At 40.6% G+C, this 22,292-nt stretch carries 19 protein-coding genes; 6 read left to right on the plus strand and 13 right to left on the minus strand.

The genetic code is table 11. The features are described 5' to 3' along the window. Positions 1-613: 613 nt before the first annotated feature. From alaS to NDQ71_RS06805, 5 genes are all read right to left on the minus strand, one after another. On the minus strand, positions 614-3,214 hold the full coding sequence (gene alaS / locus NDQ71_RS06785) for an alanine--tRNA ligase (RefSeq protein ID WP_064666456.1): 2,601 nt from the start codon (positions 3,212-3,214) through the stop codon (positions 614-616). A gap of 19 nt (positions 3,215-3,233) precedes the next feature. Continuing rightward, entirely contained in the window at positions 3,234-3,686 is a 453-nt protein-coding gene (locus NDQ71_RS06790; RefSeq protein ID WP_301562658.1) for a regulatory protein RecX, read from the minus strand. Positions 3,687-3,697: 11 nt separating this feature from the next. After that, positions 3,698-4,486 (minus strand): BPSS1780 family membrane protein, encoded by a 789-nt coding sequence (locus NDQ71_RS06795; protein ID WP_301562483.1) that lies wholly within the window; start codon positions 4,484-4,486, stop codon positions 3,698-3,700. Between the two features lie 78 nt (positions 4,487-4,564). Continuing rightward, positions 4,565-5,188 (minus strand): GTP cyclohydrolase II, encoded by a 624-nt coding sequence (ribA, locus tag NDQ71_RS06800; protein ID WP_064666454.1) that lies wholly within the window; start codon positions 5,186-5,188, stop codon positions 4,565-4,567. Between the two features lie 149 nt (positions 5,189-5,337). Next, a complete protein-coding gene (locus tag NDQ71_RS06805) occupies positions 5,338-5,466 on the minus strand; it encodes a hypothetical protein (RefSeq protein WP_263973426.1) in 129 nt (42 codons plus the stop codon). 125 nt (positions 5,467-5,591) lie between these two features. Here NDQ71_RS06805 and yghU point away from each other — a divergent pair, with 125 nt between their 5' ends. From yghU to NDQ71_RS06820, 3 genes are all read left to right on the plus strand, one after another. Then, complete coding sequence (gene yghU, locus NDQ71_RS06810; RefSeq protein WP_301562484.1) at positions 5,592-6,434, plus strand: glutathione-dependent disulfide-bond oxidoreductase; 843 nt, start codon at positions 5,592-5,594, stop codon at positions 6,432-6,434. 210 nt (positions 6,435-6,644) lie between these two features. Continuing rightward, complete coding sequence (locus NDQ71_RS06815) at positions 6,645-8,858, plus strand: TonB-dependent siderophore receptor (protein ID WP_301562485.1); 2,214 nt, start codon at positions 6,645-6,647, stop codon at positions 8,856-8,858. A gap of 181 nt (positions 8,859-9,039) precedes the next feature. Then, positions 9,040-10,419: a VCBS repeat-containing protein gene (locus NDQ71_RS06820; RefSeq protein WP_301562486.1), complete on the plus strand. Its 1,380-nt coding sequence runs from the start codon at positions 9,040-9,042 to the stop codon at positions 10,417-10,419. A gap of 61 nt (positions 10,420-10,480) precedes the next feature. Here NDQ71_RS06820 and NDQ71_RS06825 read toward each other — a convergent pair whose 3' ends face one another. The 8 genes from NDQ71_RS06825 to NDQ71_RS06860 form a co-directional block, all read right to left on the minus strand. Next, positions 10,481-13,114: a TonB-dependent receptor gene (locus NDQ71_RS06825; RefSeq protein ID WP_301562487.1), complete on the minus strand. Its 2,634-nt coding sequence runs from the start codon at positions 13,112-13,114 to the stop codon at positions 10,481-10,483. A gap of 137 nt (positions 13,115-13,251) precedes the next feature. After that, positions 13,252-13,707: a hypothetical protein gene (locus tag NDQ71_RS06830; RefSeq protein WP_301562488.1), complete on the minus strand. Its 456-nt coding sequence runs from the start codon at positions 13,705-13,707 to the stop codon at positions 13,252-13,254. A gap of 9 nt (positions 13,708-13,716) precedes the next feature. Beyond that, on the minus strand, positions 13,717-13,998 hold the full coding sequence (locus NDQ71_RS06835) for an EF-hand domain-containing protein (protein ID WP_301562489.1): 282 nt from the start codon (positions 13,996-13,998) through the stop codon (positions 13,717-13,719). Between the two features lie 91 nt (positions 13,999-14,089). After that, the gene (locus NDQ71_RS06840) at positions 14,090-14,767 is read right to left on the minus strand and encodes a response regulator (protein WP_301562490.1); all 678 of its coding nucleotides are present in this window, start codon (positions 14,765-14,767) and stop codon (positions 14,090-14,092) included. A gap of 1 nt (position 14,768) precedes the next feature. Beyond that, the gene (locus tag NDQ71_RS06845; protein ID WP_301562491.1) at positions 14,769-16,217 is read right to left on the minus strand and encodes an ATP-binding protein; all 1,449 of its coding nucleotides are present in this window, start codon (positions 16,215-16,217) and stop codon (positions 14,769-14,771) included. A gap of 43 nt (positions 16,218-16,260) precedes the next feature. Then, complete coding sequence (locus NDQ71_RS06850) at positions 16,261-16,770, minus strand: hypothetical protein (protein WP_301562492.1); 510 nt, start codon at positions 16,768-16,770, stop codon at positions 16,261-16,263. Between the two features lie 8 nt (positions 16,771-16,778). Next, the gene (locus tag NDQ71_RS06855) at positions 16,779-18,323 is read right to left on the minus strand and encodes a YHYH protein (protein WP_301562493.1); all 1,545 of its coding nucleotides are present in this window, start codon (positions 18,321-18,323) and stop codon (positions 16,779-16,781) included. A 78-nt stretch (positions 18,324-18,401) separates the two neighbouring features. Further along, entirely contained in the window at positions 18,402-19,019 is a 618-nt protein-coding gene (locus tag NDQ71_RS06860) for a flavin reductase family protein (RefSeq protein ID WP_301562494.1), read from the minus strand. Between the two features lie 115 nt (positions 19,020-19,134). Between NDQ71_RS06860 and NDQ71_RS06865 the strand changes: the two genes are divergently transcribed. Genes NDQ71_RS06865 through NDQ71_RS06875 form a run of 3 tightly spaced genes read left to right on the plus strand, consistent with a single transcriptional unit; the run spans position 19,135 to position 22,098 of the window. Next, on the plus strand, positions 19,135-20,451 hold the full coding sequence (locus NDQ71_RS06865) for a DASH family cryptochrome (protein WP_301562495.1): 1,317 nt from the start codon (positions 19,135-19,137) through the stop codon (positions 20,449-20,451). Further along, positions 20,451-21,965, plus strand: coding sequence for a cryptochrome/deoxyribodipyrimidine photo-lyase family protein (locus NDQ71_RS06870; RefSeq protein WP_192541583.1), 1,515 nt, complete (start codon positions 20,451-20,453; stop codon positions 21,963-21,965). Before NDQ71_RS06865 ends, NDQ71_RS06870 begins: the two co-directional genes overlap by 1 nt. After that, the gene (locus NDQ71_RS06875) at positions 21,955-22,098 is read left to right on the plus strand and encodes a DUF2256 domain-containing protein (RefSeq protein WP_192541571.1); all 144 of its coding nucleotides are present in this window, start codon (positions 21,955-21,957) and stop codon (positions 22,096-22,098) included. Before NDQ71_RS06870 ends, NDQ71_RS06875 begins: the two co-directional genes overlap by 11 nt. Positions 22,099-22,292 lie beyond the last annotated feature (194 nt).

Raw genomic sequence — 22,292 nt, forward strand, 5'->3', positions numbered from 1 at the left:
CTTAAAAGTAAGTAAAAACTCTAAATCGATTCATTTTCTGTTAAAAAAACTCTTTATAATGCGCCCATTGCCAATTTTAAGTCTGTTTCATCTATTCAAATGAACAATTTAATATCAAATATTAATTCAATAGCTGTTTACGTTAATCTATAAAACCTACTTGCAGCGCTAAGTTGTGATCTCGTACTCACTGCTATAATAAATTTTAGCCTGCTGAGTAACCACCAGAAATCTTTCTACACTTAATATAATGGTGATTTACCCTCAATACTTCAAGTCGCTGCTAAAAATCTTTATAGGTACTATAAAGCATAGTCTATTTTTCAAAGTTATGATTAATCTTAACTACTTGGACGCTATGATCAGCAAAAAGTTTCAATATAAATAGCAGTGATGCGCCCCTAAAGGATAATTCATAACCTAGGGCAAGTTTTTCGTATTGTAGGAAAGGTCAATTGGCAATAAAAGGTGCGGTAATGTGTATTTAGAAAGGTATGCCGTTTTAGCTATAAATTTAGGATGTGACTTAGCTGTTAAAGCAGATTTAGGATAAACCCCTTAGGGGCTCAATTGAGCCTCCCAAGGTGTTAAATCAACTTTACGTACTGAGCTCTTAAGTACGCTCAGTTAACCAAGCTGTTACACTATCAAGCGCAGCGCTTAAGTTTTGCGGCTCTGAGCCACCGGCTTGGGCCATATCTGGGCGACCACCGCCTTTACCGCCAACTTGCGATGCCATAAAGTTAACCAGCTCACCCGCTTTAACTTTACCAGTTAAGTCTTTAGTTACACCGGCAATTAGGCTTACTTTATCGCCATCGGCTACGCCTAGAGCAATCACACCTGAGCCAATCTTGTTTTTAAGATCATCAACCATACCACGTAAGGCTTTTGATTCTGTACCTTCAACATTAGCAACCAATAGTTTAACACCATTGATTTCAACCACTGAATCAAGCAATGAAGCGCCCGCAGCACTTGCTAGTTTATCGTTAAGTTGTGCGATTTGCTTTTCAAGTCCTTTAGACTTTTCAAGTAATGCAGTTACTTTTTCAAGTACTGATGCGCTGTCACCTTTAACAAGTGCTGCAACGTCATTTAGGTGTTGTTCTTGCTCGCTAACGTAGGCAATTGCATCTGCGCCTGTTACGGCTTCAATACGGCGTACACCGGCTGCAATACCGCTCTCTGATACGATTTTAAATAAACCAATATCACCAGCACGATTTACGTGAGTACCACCACATAACTCAATAGAGTAATCACCAATGGTCACTACGCGTACTTCGTCATCGTATTTCTCACCAAATAATGCCATAGCGCCTTTTTCTTTGGCGGCATCGATTGCCATCAGTTCAGTATTTAGTGCAAAGTTACGACGAATTTCGTCATTAACCACGCGCTCAATTTCACGTAGTTCAGCCTTAGTTACGGCTTCAAAGTGTGAAAAATCAAAACGTAAACGTTCAGGGTCTACGAGTGAACCTTTTTGCGACACATGCTCGCCCAATAATTGGCGCAGTGCTTCGTGAAGAATATGCGTTGCTGTGTGATTCTTTTTAACGCGGTCACGACGCGCGTCATCAATACTCGCTTCCACTTTATCATTTACACCAATGCGGCCCATTACTGTTCCGTGGTGCGCGAATGCATTACCAAGTTTAGTGGTGTTAGTAACTGTAAACTCACCACCTGCTACGGTTAATGTGCCAGTGTCGCCAACTTGACCACCTGATTCGGCATAAAATGGCGTACGGTCAAGTACAACAATACCTTGCTGGCCATCTTCTAGTACTGATACAGCTTCGCCTTGGGCAAACATTTCAATCACAGTGCCGCTATAATGTGTTGCGTCATAACCTTTAAAATCAGTGTGTTTCTCAGATTTTAATTGTTGATTGTAATCTGCACCGAATTTACCCGCTTGCTGTGCTGTTTTACGCTGCACAGCCATGCATTGTTGGAAACCCTCTTCATCAATGCTCATAAAGCGTTCACGCGCAACATCTGCGGTTAAATCAGCCGGGAAACCATAGGTGTCATAAAGCTTAAATACCAATTCCCCTGGGATCACATCGCCAGTTAAATCCGTTAAACTTTCTTCCAAGATAGCTAAGCCGCGTTCAAGAGTTTTGCCAAACTGCTCCTCTTCAATGCGAAGTACTTTTTCAATGATTTCTTGCTGTTTGGCAAGCTCTGGATACGCTTGACCCATTTGCTCTATTAATGCAGCCACTAACTTATAGAAGAACGAGCCTTTTGCGCCCAGTTTATTACCGTGGCGTACAGCACGACGAATAATACGACGTAGCACATAGCCACGACCTTCATTTGATGGCATTACCCCATCAGAGATTAAAAACGCACATGAACGAATATGATCCGCCACTACGCGCAATGACTTATCATCCATATCTTGAGCATGGGTAATTTCTGCTGCCGCTTTAATTAAGCCTTGGAATAAATCGATTTCGTAGTTTGAATGCACGCCTTGTAAAATAGCGGCAATACGCTCAAGACCCATTCCCGTATCAACGGACTGCTTAGGAAGCGGCTCCATTGTACCGTCGCTTTGACGGTTGTATTGCATAAATACCAGATTCCAGATTTCAATGAAACGGTCGCCATCTTCTTCCGGTGAGCCTGGAGGACCACCCCAAATATGTTCGCCATGGTCATAAAAGATTTCAGAACACGGGCCACACGGGCCAGTATCACCCATAGACCAAAAGTTATCAGAGGTAGCAATACGGATAATACGCTCTTCAGGCAAACCAATGTCGTTAGCCCAATAACCAAAGGCTTCTTCATCATCATGGTAAATCGTCACTAAAAGCTTTTCTTTAGGCAGCTTTACTACGTCAGTTAAGAACTCCCACGCAAACTTAATCGCATCTTGCTTAAAGTAATCACCAAAGCTGAAGTTACCTAACATTTCAAAAAATGTATGGTGACGCGCCGTATAGCCCACGTTTTCTAAATCGTTATGCTTACCACCGGCACGCACACAACGTTGTGAGCTAGTTGCGCGGTTATAAGGGCGACTTTCTGCGCCTAAAAATACATCTTTAAATTGCACCATGCCGGCGTTATTAAATAATAACGTCGCATCGTTACCCGGAATAAGCGAGCTTGATGGAACAATTTGGTGTTGTTTAGAGGCAAAAAAGTCTAAAAACTGTTGCCTGATCTGTGCGGTAGTCATGTGCTGCATGTGAACGTCTCACCCATTTTTACTGTGCTTGCATTGCAAAATCAATTTGTTCGTAACTGAACCCTCGATACATTAAGTAGCGCACGCGCTTAGCTTTTTCTTTGTGATCGAAGTCGTCCTGTGAATTTGAATATTTCTTTAAATACGCATCCTGCGCTAATTGAAACCAATCTATTGCAAATGATTCAATGACACTTTCTAATAGTGTTCGGTCAATCCTTTTCGCCATAGCTTCACTTTGTATACGTTTTAAGCCATGTTTTTTAGCAATATGACGACGTACAAACCCTTCAATATAGCGCTGCTCATTAATAAAATTGTGCTCTTCGCACCAATCTAATAGAACCTCTATAAATTCCGGCGTCGCCTCTTTTTGCTGTAATTTTTGCGTTAACTCTCGGCGCGAATACTCTTGTCGACCAAGTAACCAAAGCACATAATTTTTTAACTTTTTTTGTAATGCTTCATCCATTTCATCAGCCATTATGCGTCAAAACGACCGCTATCATCATTATGCTGCGGCGATACAGGCTTAGTATCAGCAGGCGGCACAACCGGCATAAAAATAGCTTGGTAAGAAACAAAAAAGCTAATGTAACAAATCGGCATTAAAACCAACAGTGGTAAGAATGATAAGAACATTGAAAACATCATCAATACAGCTGCAATAGCGCCATATACACTCAGTGGTGCCATATTATGATAAAACACCATGAATGAGCTTTTTAGCACCTCAAAAATACGTTTTTGTTGATTAAAGTAAACTAACGGCACAGCATAAGAGAAAGCGGTTAAATACAGCGATAATGCAATTAAAAACAGTGCCACGTTTGCCATTGAAATACTATCAACCACTCGCTGTAAAGCAATGTTAGGGTCAACATTTGGATTACTCATTATCTCAATCGCTTCGGAAAATAAGCCTCCGGCCAATAACGCCATTAACACACCTGCCGCCATTTGATACAGAGCTAAGCGCAACAACCCTAGGCGATTTCCCTTAGCCGTAAACGGCTTTAAGATATCCGCCAGCATAATTTTGCCACCTTGCTGCTTAGTGATCACCGCTTGATAAAACCCTGCGGTTAAAAACGGGGTGGCTAAGGCGGCTATAATTTGTAAAAAAGGTAGAAATAGCGACAGCAAACCAATTATGCCGATAAATAAATGCATAAAAATAAAGGTAAAAGGCTGAGTTTTAAAAATAAGCCACCCAGCTTTAAACCACTTCAGCCCAGCATCGGCCTTAAATACTCGTAATTCAATTGACATACTTGCTCTTAAATTAACAACAAAACACGCCGAGTATAACTCGGCGTTGGATCGGATTACATAGACGACCGCGTAAAATTAAGGTTTTTTAATCTTCTTTATATCTAACATATGCGCACCATGCTTAATTTTCGTCTCTAGGTACGCTTTATTACCCGCTAATCCGGCTTTGATATGTGCATGCGTGCCAATAACTGAATCAACTTCAATACCCGCATCTTTTAGGGCATTTAGTTTTTTAGGATTGTTAGTCATAAGTTTTACATGAGTGAGCCCCATCGCTTCTAGCATCAATACGGCGTCAGAAAAATCACGCAAGTCATCAGCAAAACCTAAATGATTATTTGCTTCGTAGGTATTCATACCTTGTGACTGCAATACATAGGCATCAATTTTGTTATACAAGCCAATACCACGCCCTTCTTGGCGTAAATAAAGTAAAATACCACCTTGTTCATGCATCATCTCAATGCATTCGTTAAGTTGTTCACCACAATCACACCGTGATGAGTGAAAAACATCGCCGGTTAAACACTCTGAATGCATGCGAATAAGCGGCACAGACTGCTCGCTATCCGCATTATTAAATACCAAAGCTACATGCTCTTGGCCATCTTTTAAACCGCTGAATGACACGATCTCTGCGGGTATATCACTGTTTTTGCCAACATTAAGCTGGACTCTAGCTCTTACTTGCGCCACGACAAATCCAAATTTTAAAAATAATGCGATACTGAAAATGTGATAATATCACAAAACAAACTTACATTGAAAATAATACAACACCGCAATGAGTAGTAACTATATTGAGGCAGTTGCTAGCAATTCAAGCATTATATACCCAAACCATCTCAAGATGCAGTGTTGATCAGCGGTAAACGTTGATAGTCTTGATGGGTGAATGTTCTTTGCATTTTAAGGGTTAGATAAATGTCGTTATCGCTTCGCTCTAAGCCAATTGCCAAGCCATGTTTATTCATTGTGCCAGCCTATGCGTGAATTGAAATTTAACTTTGCTTCCCTTGGCCTTAATGATCAATTAGGATGGATTATTCGTAATAACACCTATACCTTGATTTAAGTAACCAACGTTTGAGGAGTTTTGATGAGTAACAGCGAAAACTATACCCCACCAGCCGTGTGGCAGTGGGATGCAGAAAATGGCGGTGAATGGGCTAAAACAAACAGGCCTATTTCAGGTGCTACCCACCAACAAGATTTACCTGTTGGTAAACATCCTCTTCAGCTTTATTCTTTAGCGACCCCAAATGGCCAAAAAGTCACAATCATGCTGGAAGAGCTATTAGAGCTCGGCATTACCGAAGCTGAGTATGACGCATTTTTAATTAAAATTGCTGATGGCGACCAGTTTGGTTCAGGCTTTGTCGGCGTTAATCCTAATTCAAAAATTCCAGCATTAATGGATCACAGTACTAACCCAGTTACGCGCGTGTTTGAATCGGGTGCCATTTTACAGTACTTAGCTGAAAAGTTTGCAGCTCTGGTACCAAGCGATCACACCAGTAAAACTGAATGCCGTAACTGGTTATTTTGGCAAATGGGTTCTGCTCCGTATTTAGGCGGTGGCTTTGGTCATTTTTATGCTTACGCTCCTTATAAAATGCAATACCCTATTGACCGTTTCACCATGGAAGTGAAGCGTCAACTAGATGTATTAAATCGCCATTTAAGCGACCATGACTATATGGCAGGCAGTGAGTATTCAATAGCAGATATTGCGATTTGGCCTTGGTATGGCTCACTGGTACTTGGGGATATTTATGATGCAGCAGAATTTTTAGATGTTGAGTCTTATACCCATGTGGTTCGCTGGGCTAAACAAGTTGAACGCCGCCCTGCAGTAAAACGCGGCAAAAAGGTTAATCGCGTCTGGGGTCCTGAAGAGGAACAGTTGGCAGAACGCCATAGTAAAGCAGATTTAGATTAATTCAAATACAGCTCGTTGCGATTTTCACAACGAGCTTCAACCAAGGGTTAAAGCAAGCATTATATAAAAACCTTAATTAGGGACTTGAATGTTACAAAACATTAATTGATAATGACTTGCATTTTCAACAACTACAATTAAGGACGCTTTGTGTACACTCATAAAAAACTTCAATCCTGCCTCCACTTTAAACTATCAATATGTTTAGTAATGATTTTAGCCACATTTAATAGTGTTGCTGCTCAACAGAGTTTAAACAAATCTAATAACTCACCTCAAGAACTTGATAAACATCGCGTTCAAGAACTTGAACATATCTACGTTACTGGCACCAGTATCAATGATTACTCTGAATCAGCTAATAAAGCAGCCTTAAAGATGATTCTTTCACAACGAGAAACTCCACAAGCGGTTACCGTGATCACTAATCAAATGATGCAGGATTGGCAGACTGTAAACATAGACGAAATTCTTGAGCACGCAACAGGGTTTTACGCACGTCGATCAGCAAGCTTAGATAGACCGCGGCTTTCTGTGCGAGGTGGTAATGTAAATTTAATCCAAATTGATGGTGTACAGCAATTTCCTGGTGGCAGAAGGCCAAATGTAAGTGGTGATTCTGCGGCATACGAACGTGTTGAAATTGTCCGAGGTGCAAATGGTTTACTGACCGGAGCAGGTGATCCCACAGCAACAGTAAACTTAGTTCGCAAACGAGCTACAAACACTGATTTTAAAGCTAATTTGGGGTTTTCTGCAGGACGTTGGGATAATTACCGCGGTGATATTGACCTATCTGGTGCACTAGTAGATGACGGTACGATTCGAGCTCGGTTTATAGCAGCCCATTATGATAAAGACTCATATATTGAACGTTACGGGCAGCAGAAAAGCTCCATTTATACCACTGTTGAAACCGATTTAACCGATTACACTTTACTTCGTTTAGGTGTTGAGTATGCAGATACAGCATCGCAAGGGGCAATAAATTCACATTCTCAGCCTTATTTTTTCTCTGATGGGAGTCGCTACAATGGTAAGCGTGGTGATACTGGCATGACGGCTAAATGGAGTGGTTGGCCGTTAGAAGAATACACTTATTTTGTAGGCATAGATCACGCTTTTGACAATGATTGGCAGCTAAATGCAATTGCTACGTATAACACCATTGAAATGCAAGGTGGCGAGCTATTTTTCGTGTATCCACAAAGTCCCATAAACCCCGACGGAACGAGTGATTTGGGTTTTGATTATAGCGCTGTGATCAGCAGTTCAAAAGATCAACAAACAACATTTGATATTTCTTTACAAGGTCCAATATCATTATTTGACCGCACCCATGAAGTAATTGTGAGCTATAACCAGTTTAGTCGTGAACGAACTGCTTATGGCAAAGATGCCGACCAAACAACAATTTCATTACAAAACCTCAACTTTCACGAATGGACAGGCGATGTACCTCGTTACCCATTCAAAGATCTTGCTCAGCAGAATGTTAGTATCACTAAATCAAACGGCGGTTTTGCCGCAGTACGCATCAACCCACATGATTTAGTAAAAGTTATCGTGGGGGCTCGAATTAGCAGCTGGGATTACCATAGTGATCGTTATGATGCCATCACAGGTGAGTTTCAAAAATTGCAGTACCAAGAAAGTGTTACAGATGAAGTAACGCCTTATGCTGGGCTGGTTGTTGATATAAATGAACACTATAGCCTATATACCAGCTACACCGAGGCATTTAGACCTCAAGCCTATTTTGATGCCAATGATAAAATGCTGGATCCAAGCACTGGCGAAAGTTACGAAATAGGCGTAAAAGGTGAATTGCTCCAAGACACCCTTAATTTTGCTACTGCCATTTATAAAAATGTAGAAAATGGACTTGCTGAGCCTGATCCTAATTTTTCTGAAAAATACCTCACCCCTAATGGTAACCGTCCATACGTTCAAAGAGGCGAAGGCGACACAACAAAAGGCTTTGAAGTAGAATTTACCGGCTCTATAAGCCAGGACTGGAATTTGAGTGCGGGTTATTCTCAGCATAAAACCCAGTCTAAAGAAGGTGAGCAACTAGATACGGATGAACCGAACAAATTATTAAATATTTATACAACATACGACTTTAATAATTATTTAGCTGGCTTTACTGCTGGGGTTGGAGTTAATTGGCAAAATAGCTTCTACGCGACACCACAAAGACCATTACCAAATGGACAAAGTGAAGCACATAGAATTGAGCAATCATCTGTTACGCTTATTAATCTTATGGCTCGTTATGAAGTAAATGATAAAATCAGTATTTCCTTAAATATTAATAACTTACTAGATAAGCATTATTACAATAGCATTTCGTCTTGGGATGGCTACGTTTTACATGGAGAACCTGTAAGTTGGCAGCTAGGCCTACGTTACAGTTTGTAATTAAACATCTAATCGCTTCAATCAAAAGCGCGTTTAATACTTAACGCGCTATCACTTATTATTTATTTTTCAAATGATTTAAAATTACACTTGCTTACAAAACTAAGATTGTAAAACCATTCATTTTGTTAATAATGTATTTACAAATATTATCGACTATTAAGATTAAATGGAACTTATTATGCTTAAGTCACTGTTCGCCTCATCAGTATTACTTTTATCACCCCTTGCGATAGCAAGTCAGCAACTAGCTATAAAAACCACTAAAGAGTTGATCACCACAGACTCAGCTATAGTATTTGCTTATAATGATGAAATCCCTCAACTCGCTAGAATAGACTTAGCTAAAAACCAAAACCATATACTGACATTACCATCTAATTTAATTGGTTTTGATACCGCGACACTTGCAAATACTTTAAACCCTCAAGCGCTTATTTTAGCCACTGATGGCGTCTATCTGAGCGAGCAGAGTAAAAGTACACTGCTGTTTAGTTTTGAGTCTGTTTTAAATCAATTGGAGGTCGACAAATTTACTAAAGTTAACTTTGTCATTGACGCGAACAATGATGGCCTGAGCGATATATTATTGCCTGATATTGAAACAAACACGCTGTATCTTCAGGATCAACAAGGTAAGTTCCACCCTCACGTATTTACCAAGCAAGCGCAATTTCAAGGTGACTTTAGATCTAAACAATTTAAGTTAGATATCGATATTAGTATTGCCCCCCAAGTGATAGATATAAATCAAGATGGCCACACTGACTTAGTATTTAGCAATGATAAACAAGCCAACGTATTACTAACTAAAGGCGCAACCTTTGCAGATAAAGTGACTGACATTACCTTTCCTGTAAAGTTTGGTAAAACAGAAAACGACAATTATCACTATATAGACTTAATACGTGATATCAATAATGATGGTTTTGTAGATCTGATCAGCAAAATTATGCCTGATGCTGATGGCATGGATGCCATGAGTGCGACAGTGCATCGCAACCTTTATATGGGCCTTGCAGGCGGGGGATTTTCTACACAAGCGCGTACATTGCCACAAACAAGTATGATAGGTAACTTAAAGTTTGACGAAGACTTTAATAACGATGGCTTAATGGAGTTACAACGATTCAATATCGACTTTGGCTTTGGCACATTGGCTTCTATGGCCATGGGAGGCGGTGATACCGATGTTGATGTTGAATTTTCTGTTCATAAACAACTTGCAGATGGCACATTTAGCGAAGAACCTAATGCCGACTTTGAAGTTGAAATGCCACTTTCTATGTCAAATAACTCGTCATTAAAGCCTTTGCTTTTAGCTGATATTAATGGTGATGGTAAACTCGACGCTATTTATAAAAGCGGCAGTAAAACACTGTCGCTCTACTATGGTGATGATGATTTACTCAGCACTAAACGCAAAAAAATCAAGCATAAACTCCCTGATAACAATAGCGATATACTGTTAGTCGATATAAACAATGACGACAAGAAAGACTTTGTTTTTAAATTCACTGAAGAAGACGGCAGTAGTACCATAAAAACCGTTATCAATTAACAAAAAGCCAGATGCACACAACTGCATCTGGCTGTAATTGTTTAATGCTGTAGCACTTTTATTAAAAGTTAATATTGAGCTTTAAATAGCCACGACGACCTAGTAAGTCATAGGTCATGACATCGGTATTAGCGTCATTCCATGATGTTAAAAACGGCGCTTTTTTGTCGAATATATTATCAATCCCTAAAGATAACGACGTACTTTGCGTAATAAAATAGCTGCCTTGAATATCATTATAAATAATACTCGGTACTGAACGCCCAATTGGACCGCCACCATTGACATCATCAGCGGTGCCAATATAGCGCATTGCATAATAGGCTGACCATGACTGCGCTTTTACACTCAAGCCTAAATTTGCTCGCCATTTGGTATAACTGCCCTGATCTTCGGTGATATAACCTAATAGACTTTGCGTATCTTGCCCTGCAAACGGCGTATTTTCATGTTTAAGTAAGCGTGTCGCATCAAGTTCAAACTGGCTAGTTAAACCAAAAAGCTCTGTATTGTAGCGTGTATTAAAATCAATCCCACTGACTTTTTCAAATGCCGCATTGACAGGACGTTGACTCAATGAGTTAACTTGCCCTGTTACTGGGTGACGCGTAAATGTGTCGCAATATGCACTGTAAAGCTCAGGATCGGTATAACATAACTTTAAAGTATCTGAACCATTAACGGAGGTAATTGCGTCCTCCACTTCTATATCAAAGTAATCAACGGTTGTAGAGAACCCTTCAACAAAATTTGGCTGCCAAACCATGCCAAATGTAAAGGTATCTGCTGATTCAGGGTTTACATCGGGGTTGCCGCCAACTGAGGTGCGTATTGTGGTGCCATCTTGCACAAAATCAGCAGGTAGCCCTGCTGCTAAACAGTTTGCTGCAATAGTACCGGTGGCGCCTTCACAGGGGTCTATCGTACGCAGGTTTTCAGCATTTGTGCCGCCAAATAGCTCCGTGATCATCGGTGTTCTAAACGCCGTAGATTTAACCCCACGTAACATCAAACTATCAACCACTTGCCAAGTCAGTCCGAGTTTATAAGTCATCTTACTGCCAAACGTACTGTAATCTGAATAACGTGTAGCCACTTGTGCTTCTAAGCTTTCCAGTACTGGAATTGCTAATTCAATAAAACCTTCTGTAACGGAGTAACTGCCATCAATGGCATCTTCACCACCGTTTGCAAGTACAGTTGAATCCGGGTTACGCCAGCCTTTTTCATCACGCTTTTCAACCCCCGCAGCAAAAGCTAAAGCCCCTGCTGGTAATTCAATAATATCGCCTGATAGATTGAAAGTAAGCGACCTTAATTCATTGCCACCATTGCCTTCTCGGCGATATTTTACATAATCAATCACCTCTGGCGTTAGTTCGTCGACACCAAACCAATCACCACACGGAATTGCTGCGCCGTTTTCGTAGCTACAAACATTTTCATCTAACGTATTAGCAACTTTGGCTATGTCTTGATCGAAAGTCCAACCATCAGTGCCAGTATTGCGGCCATAGTTGTAAGCTAACTGCCAATTCCAATCATTACTTAATGTGCCATCGAGTCCAACAACAATGCGGGCTGTATTGGTTTCTTGAAAAAAATACGGCGCACCAAGCTCAACATTGCGACGTCGTGTTATTTCTAAGTCTTGCCCTGTTGGGTTATATAGAAAGTCTTTTGACACCATGATGCCGCTGATACTACGCGGCGTTACAATCTGTTCCGATTGACGATTGCTATATTGTGCTTCAGTAAATAGATTTATGTTACTAGTAAGCTGATAGGTAAAATTAGTCGATAAGTTAATACGTTCGCTTGGGTTAACGGCATTTAAGTAACCGATGTAATTAAAGCCGTGTTTAGCTGAGTCATATGCTTCATAACTATTGCCATCACCGTTTGGATCTTGATTAAACTGCACACTGCTACCATCAGCTAATAATGCCCGTCCACCAGCGGTTGTCGCACTACCAAAACACTCTAACTGGCTGCTGCCATCAGCATTTACAGTTTCGCTTTTAGCACAATCAATACGGTCAGATTGCCTTACCGCTTCGGTATTTATGTAACTTGCGCTAAAAACAAAGTGTCCTCGGTCAAACTCTCCACCGACATTAAAACTCAGCTCTTGGCTTTGCCCTTCACCATCATCGGCAGCGCCTATTTGAGCACTAAACTCGGCGCCATCTAGCTGTGTTTTGGTAATGATGTTAACCACCCCCGCAACGGCATCAGCGCCATAAATAGCCGATGCACCGTCTTTAAGTACTTCGACTCGTTCAATAATTGAAGTAGGTATCATATTTAAATCAACTGAACTATTTGCCCCTGTACCGCCATTAACTATACGTCGCCCATTGAGTAGCACTAAGGTACGTTTGATCCCCATGCCACGAAGGTTAACTTGAGCCGTGCCATAACCACCGCTGGTCCAATAGGCATTAGTAGCATTACCTGCAACCCCAGCAGAAAATGACATTCGCTGTAATAAGTCTTCAACATTAACGATACCTGTTTGCGCTATTTGCGCAGCATCTATTACGGTTACTGGGCTGGCATTTTCAAAATCAGTACGTTTAATGTGCGATCCAGTAACATTTATGCGTTCAATATTATCGTTTTGTTTATTAGCAAATACGTTAAAGTTTATCAGTGCAAGTGAAATGGCAGAAAGTGCCATGAGGTTATTCATAAATATGACCTATTAAAATTTTTATTTTAAAAATAGGCGCTTATGATAAAGATTTTAGGAATATTGAGAATGTGACAAATTGTCGCAGTATGAAGTGAACCTGTGAATGAAAGCCATCCACAGGTAATTTAAGATGCTTAAACTTTTAAAGAAAGCAGAGAGTCGCTTTGTGATAAGCCAAACTTTTCTTGTACAGATGCTAGGATAGATTCTTTATCTTCGTCATTTAGTTGCTCAGAATAGTTTTCAAGTAGTTCATCTAAATAACTAACAACATCTTCAGTATTAACTTGCTCTACACCACCTTGAGGCGGTGGACCAGGTGGCCGGCCGCCTTCAGGACGCCCCATTTCACCCACTTGAGCCGCATCAAACCCAGCATCAGCCATCAGCTCTTGCATTTCTTGACCTGGCTGGATCCCCGCTTCCTGAAAAGCTGTAACGATAGACTGTGCATCAGCTGAAGATAGGTTCTCAGGGTCAAACTGAGCTAACGTTTCGTTTAGTAACTTTGTTTGTTCACTTGTAAGTGGCTCAGCTTTTTGGCGTTGCATTGGCTCAAAATTAGCGCCTGATGAAATACTATTGATCATGGTTATTCCTTATCTTTGACGACGTGGTGGTTTATGGTTTTGAAGTTCTTGCTCTGAAATCTCACCATTTTTATCAGTGTCTATCTCATCAAAGATAAGTTGGATATCGTCAACACCGGGAGGTAATTCTTGTTCACTAAATTCGGCAAAACTAATCACGCCATCTGAGTCACTATCAATGCTTGAAAAGTCAGGACGTGGTGGCTTGTTCTCACGGCCTTTGGCATCTACATGTGCTGTAAACCCAACACATAATGCTGTTAGTAAAGCGATTGCTGTTAACGATTTCATATCTCAACCTCTTGTAAAATAGAGTTAGTGAAGTAACTAATTACAAGAGTATTCTTAAAAAGCGCAAACAATGTGCAAGAAATAAGGAAGTTTAGGGTTTTACAAAACGATAACCAACACCATAAACAGATTGAATAACGCTATCTTGCTCGCACACTTCATCCAATTTTTTACGTAATTTTTTAATATGGCTATCAATGGTGCGAAAGCTAACAATGCGCTGATCGTCGTACATATTATTCATTAAGCTCTCACGATTAAATATACGATTTGGCTTTTCAAATAACGGCTTAAAAAGCTGAAACTCAACACTGGTGAGTTCAACCGAACGCCCCTTAAAATGAACACTATAGGTCGTTTCATCTAAATGCATATCTGAATTTTGTTCCGGTTGAGCAAGTTCACTTCGCCTCAGTAAAGACTTAACTCGGGCAACCACTTCTGCATAACTAAATGGTTTACAAACATAATCATCAGCACCTAACTCTAATCCAAGTAACCGATCTATTTCTTCTACTTTGGCCGAGACTATCATAATAGGCACAGTTGAAAACTGTCTTATTGCTTTACAAAGCTCGATTCCACTTACACCAGGCAGCATGACATCAAGTAAAATTACACTCGGGTGGTTTTCTTTAAGCCAAGGGAGTACTTCATCCCCTCGGTGAATTTGGTGAGTCTCAAAGTGTTGGCTTAACAAAAAATCACTCATTAAATTAGCCAATTTCAGTTCATCTTCTACAATCAGGACTTTAGCGGGTGCTGACATTTTAATGCTCCACAGGTATGTTAATGAGTATTGCTAAACCACCTAATTTAGATTTCTGCGCGGTAATGTCACCTTTGTGCGCATGCACTATATGCTGACACAGTGATAAGCCTAACCCTGACCCGCCCTGTTGGCGGTTTCGCGCATCATCAACTCGGTATAAATATTCAAACAGGTGTGGCAAATGCGTGTCTTCAACGCCGATGCCATTATCTTCGATGCGAATATGTATAAAACTTTCTTCAGAAACAGTGAGTAACTTAACTAGTAACGCTAACCTTGAGCACTGAGCATAGTGAATCGCGTTCATTAAAATATTGCCAAATAGCTGCATCAAGCGAGTTTTATCTGCATTTAATTCAATCTCAGTCGATAATTGTAATACAGAAAACTCAATATTATGTTGTTCAAATACCGGCATATACTTTTGCTGCACGGCCGTTAATAACTCATTTATTATCAGTGGTTGCTTGGTAAAGTGCATACCTCCTAACTGAGCACTATTAAGCATATGTAAGTCATCAATCAATCGCTTTAAATGGTTTGCTTCATCATGGGCTGAGCGAATATTATCGATTGTAAGAGGTCTTACGCCTAATTGCATCGCTTCCAGCTCCCCCATCAAAATTGCAATCGGCGTACGCAGTTCGTGTGATGTATTAGCAAGCCAGCGCTTTCGGGCTTGTTCATTGTGAGCCAAGGTTAATGCTAATTTATTAAAGTCTTCACTTAATTGGCCCAACTCATCTTGGCGCTCGAGCTTTAACTTATACTCAAAGTTACCTTGGCTGAGTTGCTGCATCCCCTTGGCAATTTGTTTTACAGGGCCAACCAAATTGCGTGCTAAAAAGAACGAAGTAAGCAGCGTAAATAACACCGCTGCTATGCCAATCAGCCATAAATAGCTGGTTTGTTGCTCTAAAAAATCCAGTTCATAGCCATCTATTAAACCATGACGCTTTGATACTGCTAAATACCCTATAACGACTTTATTTAACTCAATAGGTATATTTGTATAATCAAGATCACCTTTGTAACGCCCTGCGACTAAAGCCTTTTTACTATCGAGCAGTGCGTAATCCGCTTCATGCCCAGGTGGAAGTCTATGCTCTGGTGGTTTGGGTTCGTGCATACGTTGATCTTGATCGTCAAATGCACGCGGCGCTCTTTCTCGCATAGGTCTGCTAGGTACAAATTGACTATCTCGTAGTTGCTTTTGTACTAGCCTAAAAAACTGCCGATTATCTCCTCGGATAGATTGCCATGATGCCTCAGCCTCATATTGTTGCGAAAAACTAGCTATAAGGGGCTGTAGTGCTTTAACTTCTTTTGCATTTACATAATTAATCATGCCTTGGCCAATACTCCATTGCATTAGCAGTATTAGGCCTGCGATCAGTACAAAGCTGAAACTAAATAAAATAAAGAATAACTTGTTATGTATTTTCATCGGTCACTTATAAAAGAAAAAAATATCCATACTTTTTTAATATTTAGCCATCAATTGGAAAACTTTCAAAACGGTAAGTCACTAATGTATCGACTTGGTCGTTAATATACAAAGTAGCCACTATTTTTTTATTATTTGCTGTCCAATACATGTGTCCATGGTTATTTAATGTGATAGAAATGGTATTCAAACCTGCACTAAACAAATCAGCAGGTAAATGTACGTACTTGCCGTACACTCGCTGAATTTTAACCCCATTGATGTATAAATGGGCATGCCCTTTTAACTGGTGGGTCGATTCGTCAAGGTCTGCGGACATTAACTGCATCATATTTAGCCCAGTTGGTGGTGGCATAAATATATAACCTTTAGTATTTATACTTAAGTTATAACCTGACATTACATCAGCCTCAAGTGTTAAACTAAGTGCAGGCACCGTGGCATTATCTGGCACAGCGATCGGCAAATGAGAATGATCCATTTGCATTTGTGCCATGCCTGTAGTTAGCTTAAATAGTAATACCAAGCAGATACTCAAAAGCGTTATTTTCATATTACCCCCTAAGAGCGCGGCGGCGGGCCCATAACATTACCTGTGCTGCAACTGCCGATTGAATTTTCAGGTAACTGACCTTTAAACCGTGGCCCTATTTGATAAGGGAATGAGGGCTGTAATTTACCATCACCGTCTTGCACTAACGTTATATGGTAATGGTAGCCTTTACCATCATTGGTATCATGGCCGTTATGCTCATCTAACTGTGCCCCAGTCACTTCTTTTTGCGCGTAATAGTAATCTTCAAAGTAATAGCCATCATCGGCAGCCAAAGTATTTCCTGATAAAGTAGAAACTGATTCGCCAATAGCAGGTCCAGCTTGCGTGGTTTCAACCCCTTTGCTGACATCATATTGATCCACTAAAATACAGCTGCGCTGACCTTCTGTTGCACACCCACCTTCACTTGTTGGTGCACTATAATCCCGCATTTCCCAGCCACTTAATGCGAGTTGTTCTTTACTTTCATAAGGTCCATACAGTGGATATCCATCTGCCGCGAAACCATAAATAGGTGAATGGTCCGAGCCGTCATCATTAAGCATAGTTGCTAAACAGCTTGTATAAAAATGATGATGATACTCACCATTAGCAGCATGACCACCGCAAACATCTACATCATATTGTTCTGCTATCGGGGCTAAGTTGTACCATACTCCTTGACCATAACTCATACCATCACCCCAGTTAAATATGCTGGTGCCATTAACCATTAAACCAATTGTGCCAAGCCCTGTTTCACACTCGGTTTCGTTCTCTGTCGGTTCAAGGGTGAAATATGCATCAACACTTTGTTCAGTTGGGCAACCTGGACCTGGCGGCCAATAGCCACTACCTCCAGTATCAGTACAATTTTCAGTACTACTGTTATAACCAATATCTTCGCCAAAAAGCACCGTTTGACCAGCCTCTGCGGTGGTTACGCCGTTTGCAAAATCAGTGGCTGCACGAGGGCGATTATTCAGCCAATCAACTTGCTCTTGGCTAAGTGTTACATCATAGCGAGGGACACCTGCGGTATTAACATGCATATACTCTACATCTAATAAACTAACAACTTCAGCAAGCTGTACATTTTCGGTGACCCCGGTACTGCCATTATTGATGTAGGTTGATGCGCTATTATTGTTAATTATCCAACTTGAGATTAAATCAGTATCACTGTTTTGAGACACCGTTATTGTAATTTCTACGCTATCACTAACAGCATCATTTACACCGTCATCAACCGTTAAAGTAAATACTAAGGTTTCAGTTTCTGACAACGTGGGAATTATTATTTGTGTAGCGATATCAATGGGCTCGTTAATTGTGACCGCAGTACCTGATTGCTGTGACCATAAAATAGTGACATAGGCATCATCATCGTCATAACTGCCTTGTAAATAAACGCTATCGCTATTGTTTACTAACTGATCAACACCAGCATTAACAATTGGCACTGCATTTATAGTTTCATCATCAACCTCGGAGCTACTATTGCATGCGGCTAAACTTGTGCATAACACGCTCAAAGCAAACATTTTCGAAATAGGTTTTAATAAAGACATAGCACACCTCTGTATTGATATTATCAACCAGAGTACACACACAAAGTGTAAACATTGTGCAAAATGCTGACAAAGTATTTACTTATTTATGAGTGGCCGCTTTAAACTAAAAAGTTCAGTTGTTTTGGTAAAGTGATCACCGCCCATTTTACCAATGGTATTTAAAGCATTCGGGTCGATATAGCCATCAATAAGCACGCTGTCATCAATAAAAACCCCTACGACATCAAGCAACATCATTTTACCACCAGCTGATTGTTCACTAATGGTAATCACCTCGCGAAGGGTGCACTCATAACGAACTTTTGATGACGCGACACTTAAAGGTTTTACTGTTTGGCTTGCTGTAGACTCGATATTTGCAGCTATAAATTCACTGACTTCAGGTGAGTAGTTTGCACAGCTTTGGTTCATTTTCTCAACTTGCTGCTCACTGACAATATTAACCACGCACTCTTTATTTGTGATTAAATTAGTTAGTGTATCTTTGTTTTGTTTATCTCGTGGGTTTACCTGAGTAACACTTAATACAGGAGGGTTAACACTGGCCACAGTAAAAAATGAATAAGGCGCAATATTTGCCACGCCACCAGCACTAAGCGTACTTACCCACGCAATTGGGCGAGGAGTAATACCGCCTACTAGTAGGTTATAAATACTTGGTTTTTCGTGATGCTGGGTTAAATCTAAAAACACGTATCGCTCGCTTTAGTAATGAAGAAATAAAAAGTCACACGTATTAAACGTGTTCAGTGTTTGTCACGTATTGAAACACAATGGATTAGTAAAACCCTAATGGCAAGTTTATTATATGACACACTCTGTATATTGGTTCACCAATGACTTACGGTTATCAGACAACAGGCTTTTAAGGCGTGCATGCGAACAAAGCTCATCAATCAGCTTTATTTATTGCATTAACCCTGAGTGGTTTAAAAGCAACCGTTTTAACTGTCAAACATTAGGCGCACAGCGATGGGCGTTTTTGGTTAAATCGCTGCACCAATTAAACAGCCAGCTGAACGCGCGTGGTCAACACTTGGTGGTTTATTTTAAAGCGCCGCTGGAAGTGATTGATCATTATTACTCTCATCATAATACCCGAGTAATTTACTGCAGCGACCAAATTGGCTTATACGAACGGCAATCTCTCACTGCTATCACCAATAAATACAGCGAGATTACACTTAAACAAAGTAATACATTTACCTTGTATGACATGCATCAACTGCCGTTTGTAGTTAATGAGCTACCGGCAACCTTCAGCCAATTCCGCAAAAAAATTGAATCTTCTAACCTACTTATAAAGCCAGCTACCGATTTACCACATAATTTTCCTGTGCCATTGATCGCACCGGTTTGTTGGTCTAAATTACTGCCTAAAGTTAACGCTGTCAGTACTGTATTTGATGCAGGCGAAGCTGCCGCTCACCGCCACTTAGAGCAGTACTTTTCAAGCACCGCACCAAGCAAATATAAGCTCACCCGCAATGCCCTTGATGGCATGATAAATTCAACCAAATTTTCGCCCTGGCTTGCCAATGGTAATTTATCAGTGCGGCAAATTATGACTGCCTTACAGCAATACGAACAAACACATGGAGCTAACGAATCCACTTATTGGATTTACTTTGAGCTACTTTGGCGCGAATATTTTCAACTTTATAGCTTGCGCTATGATAGTCAGTTATTTGCATTTCAAGGGATTACACACCGTAAACCTTTAACTAGTTTTTACCCTGAGCGTTTTGCAAATTGGTGCGAAGGCACAACCCCCTATCCAATTGTTAATGCCTGCATGAAGCAGCTTAATCAAACTGGTTATATGTCTAACCGTGGTCGTCAATTAGTCGCTAGCTGCTTTGTTAATGAATTAAACCTAGATTGGCGTTTTGGTGCAGCTTACTTTGAACAGCAACTGATTGACTATGATGTAGCCGCCAATTGGGGTAATTGGCAATATCTAGCGGGTGTTGGCGCCGATCCGCGTTCTGGTAGACGATTTAATTTATCAAAGCAAACGCAAATGTATGATCCAAATAATAGCTTTATTAATCACTGGCACGGCAATGCAGTTCGCCCGTTAGATACAAACGATGCCGCTGATTGGCCACTAAGCAAGCTATGATGCGTAAAAAAATAAATATTGTCTGGTTTAAGCGTGATTTGCGCCTATCAGATCATCAGCCACTGCAACACGCTTTTGCAAGCCCCTACCCAAGCTTGCTTATTTATAATTTTGAGCCGATATTACTCAATGATGCTCACTATAATGAGCGTCATTGGCGCTTTGTGTATCAGTCGCTGGTTGAAATGAATACCCAACTTGCCCGCTTTAATGCCAGCGTTTACCTGTTCAACAGCCCAATGGATGAGCTACTCAATTTATTACATAGCCAGTTTGAAATCGTCAACTTACTTAGCCATCAAGAAATTGGTCTTAATAATACCTTTGAGCGCGATAAAGTAATCAAAACATGGTGTAAAAGCCAGACCATAAACTGGCTTGAATTTCCAACTGGCGGGGTCATACGAGGGGCTAAAAATCGTAACGACTGGAACGAACATTGGCATCAATTTATGCACAGTCCTATCGCGATTCCAAACTGGAAAAACGTCAATGCAGTGACATTAAATAATTACCAAGCACCTGCTTTGCCTACTTCCTTCACCGAGCAAAACCCGCATTTTCAAATAGGCGGAGCATTGGCGGCGCAGCAAGTCATGCAAAGCTTTTTTGAAAGTAGAGGCAAAGGTTATCAAAAAGGCATATCCAGCCCAAGTTTAAGCCGCACGCATTGCTCTAGGCTATCGCCCTATTTAGCATGGGGTAATATAAGCCTTCGGCAAGTGTACCAAAAAGCAATAACCACGTATGACTCGAAGCTCCTAGATAGAAGAGGCTGGAAGCGACCACTCGCGGCGTTTATCTCCCGTTTGCATTGGCATTGTCATTTTATGCAAAAATTTGAAAGTCAGTGCACTATGGAATTTAAAGCGCTTAACCCAGGCTACCACACATTTCCTTATCGTGATGACGCACAGGTTACTAGCGATATTCAACGCTGGGCACAGGGTAAAACCGGTATTCCTATTATTGATGCCTGCATGCGCTGCTTAAAAGCCACCGGTTATATTAATTTTAGAATGCGCGCTATGTTAGTTAGTTTTGTTACGCATCATTTAAACATCAGCTGGCAACATGCAAGCCTGCCGTTGGCTAACTATTTTTTAGACTTTGAACCGGGGATCCACTACCCGCAAATACAAATGCAAGCATCGGTTACGGGCATTAATACTATTCGCCATTACAACCCAATTAAACAATCTGAGGAGCAAGACCCGAGCGGTGAATTTATAAAAAAATGGTGCCCAGAGCTTGAAAAGCTGCCTGTAGAATACTTGCATAAACCTTGGGAGCAAACGCCAATGGAAGCGCTGTTTAACGACTTTAAACTAGGTGACGATTACCCTGCACCGATGATTGATTTAACCAAAGCGTCTAAAGAAGCGAGAGAACGGCTTTGGGAATATCGCGAACGTATTGAGGTTAAGCGCGCTATTCCTGCGATTTTAAAAAAGCATGTAAGCATCGCCCCTAGATCAAAAAATACCAAGGCAAACCATCACAATGGCTCATAAAAAACTAACTTTACCGCAAAAAACCTGCCCCACTTGCAAACGTGATTTTGCTTGGCGTAAAAAATGGCAGCGCGACTGGGATAACGTTATTTACTGCTCAGAGCGCTGTAAAAACAATAAGCAGGCTATTTAAAATTCGACTAGTTGACTAAACAGAACAAAGCTTTGTTATTGATTCTAAAAATACGGTAACATTACAATTTCTTACTGCGGCCATTGTCGTAATCAAACTTGAACGCAAATAAAAACTAAATTATAAGATGCTTTTTTAGCGGCTTGTAATAACTTTAAGAATATAAGCTCTTCAAGTTACTATATAAATTAAGG

This window comes from Pseudoalteromonas sp. KG3 (genome assembly GCF_030436385.1).
Lineage (GTDB): Bacteria > Pseudomonadota > Gammaproteobacteria > Enterobacterales > Alteromonadaceae > Pseudoalteromonas > Pseudoalteromonas prydzensis.

Excerpts from the sequence above, each read along its gene's own strand:
- alaS (WP_064666456.1), bottom strand. The coding sequence starts at position 3,214 with ATGCAGCACATGACTACCGCACAGATCAGGCAACAGTTTTTAGACTTT.
- NDQ71_RS06790 (WP_301562658.1), bottom strand. The coding sequence starts at position 3,686 with ATGGATGAAGCATTACAAAAAAAGTTAAAAAATTATGTGCTTTGGTTA.
- NDQ71_RS06795 (WP_301562483.1), bottom strand. The coding sequence starts at position 4,486 with ATGTCAATTGAATTACGAGTATTTAAGGCCGATGCTGGGCTGAAGTGG.
- NDQ71_RS06805 (WP_263973426.1), bottom strand. The coding sequence starts at position 5,466 with ATGAATAAACATGGCTTGGCAATTGGCTTAGAGCGAAGCGATAACGAC.
- yghU (WP_301562484.1), top strand. The coding sequence starts at position 5,592 with ATGAGTAACAGCGAAAACTATACCCCACCAGCCGTGTGGCAGTGGGAT.
- NDQ71_RS06815 (WP_301562485.1), top strand. The coding sequence starts at position 6,645 with ATGATTTTAGCCACATTTAATAGTGTTGCTGCTCAACAGAGTTTAAAC.
- NDQ71_RS06820 (WP_301562486.1), top strand. The coding sequence starts at position 9,040 with ATGCTTAAGTCACTGTTCGCCTCATCAGTATTACTTTTATCACCCCTT.
- NDQ71_RS06825 (WP_301562487.1), bottom strand. The coding sequence starts at position 13,114 with ATGAATAACCTCATGGCACTTTCTGCCATTTCACTTGCACTGATAAAC.
- NDQ71_RS06830 (WP_301562488.1), bottom strand. The coding sequence starts at position 13,707 with ATGATCAATAGTATTTCATCAGGCGCTAATTTTGAGCCAATGCAACGC.
- NDQ71_RS06835 (WP_301562489.1), bottom strand. The coding sequence starts at position 13,998 with ATGAAATCGTTAACAGCAATCGCTTTACTAACAGCATTATGTGTTGGG.
- NDQ71_RS06840 (WP_301562490.1), bottom strand. The coding sequence starts at position 14,767 with ATGTCAGCACCCGCTAAAGTCCTGATTGTAGAAGATGAACTGAAATTG.
- NDQ71_RS06845 (WP_301562491.1), bottom strand. The coding sequence starts at position 16,217 with ATGAAAATACATAACAAGTTATTCTTTATTTTATTTAGTTTCAGCTTT.
- NDQ71_RS06850 (WP_301562492.1), bottom strand. The coding sequence starts at position 16,770 with ATGAAAATAACGCTTTTGAGTATCTGCTTGGTATTACTATTTAAGCTA.
- NDQ71_RS06855 (WP_301562493.1), bottom strand. The coding sequence starts at position 18,323 with ATGTCTTTATTAAAACCTATTTCGAAAATGTTTGCTTTGAGCGTGTTA.
- NDQ71_RS06865 (WP_301562495.1), top strand. The coding sequence starts at position 19,135 with ATGACACACTCTGTATATTGGTTCACCAATGACTTACGGTTATCAGAC.
- NDQ71_RS06870 (WP_192541583.1), top strand. The coding sequence starts at position 20,451 with ATGCGTAAAAAAATAAATATTGTCTGGTTTAAGCGTGATTTGCGCCTA.
- NDQ71_RS06875 (WP_192541571.1), top strand. The coding sequence starts at position 21,955 with ATGGCTCATAAAAAACTAACTTTACCGCAAAAAACCTGCCCCACTTGC.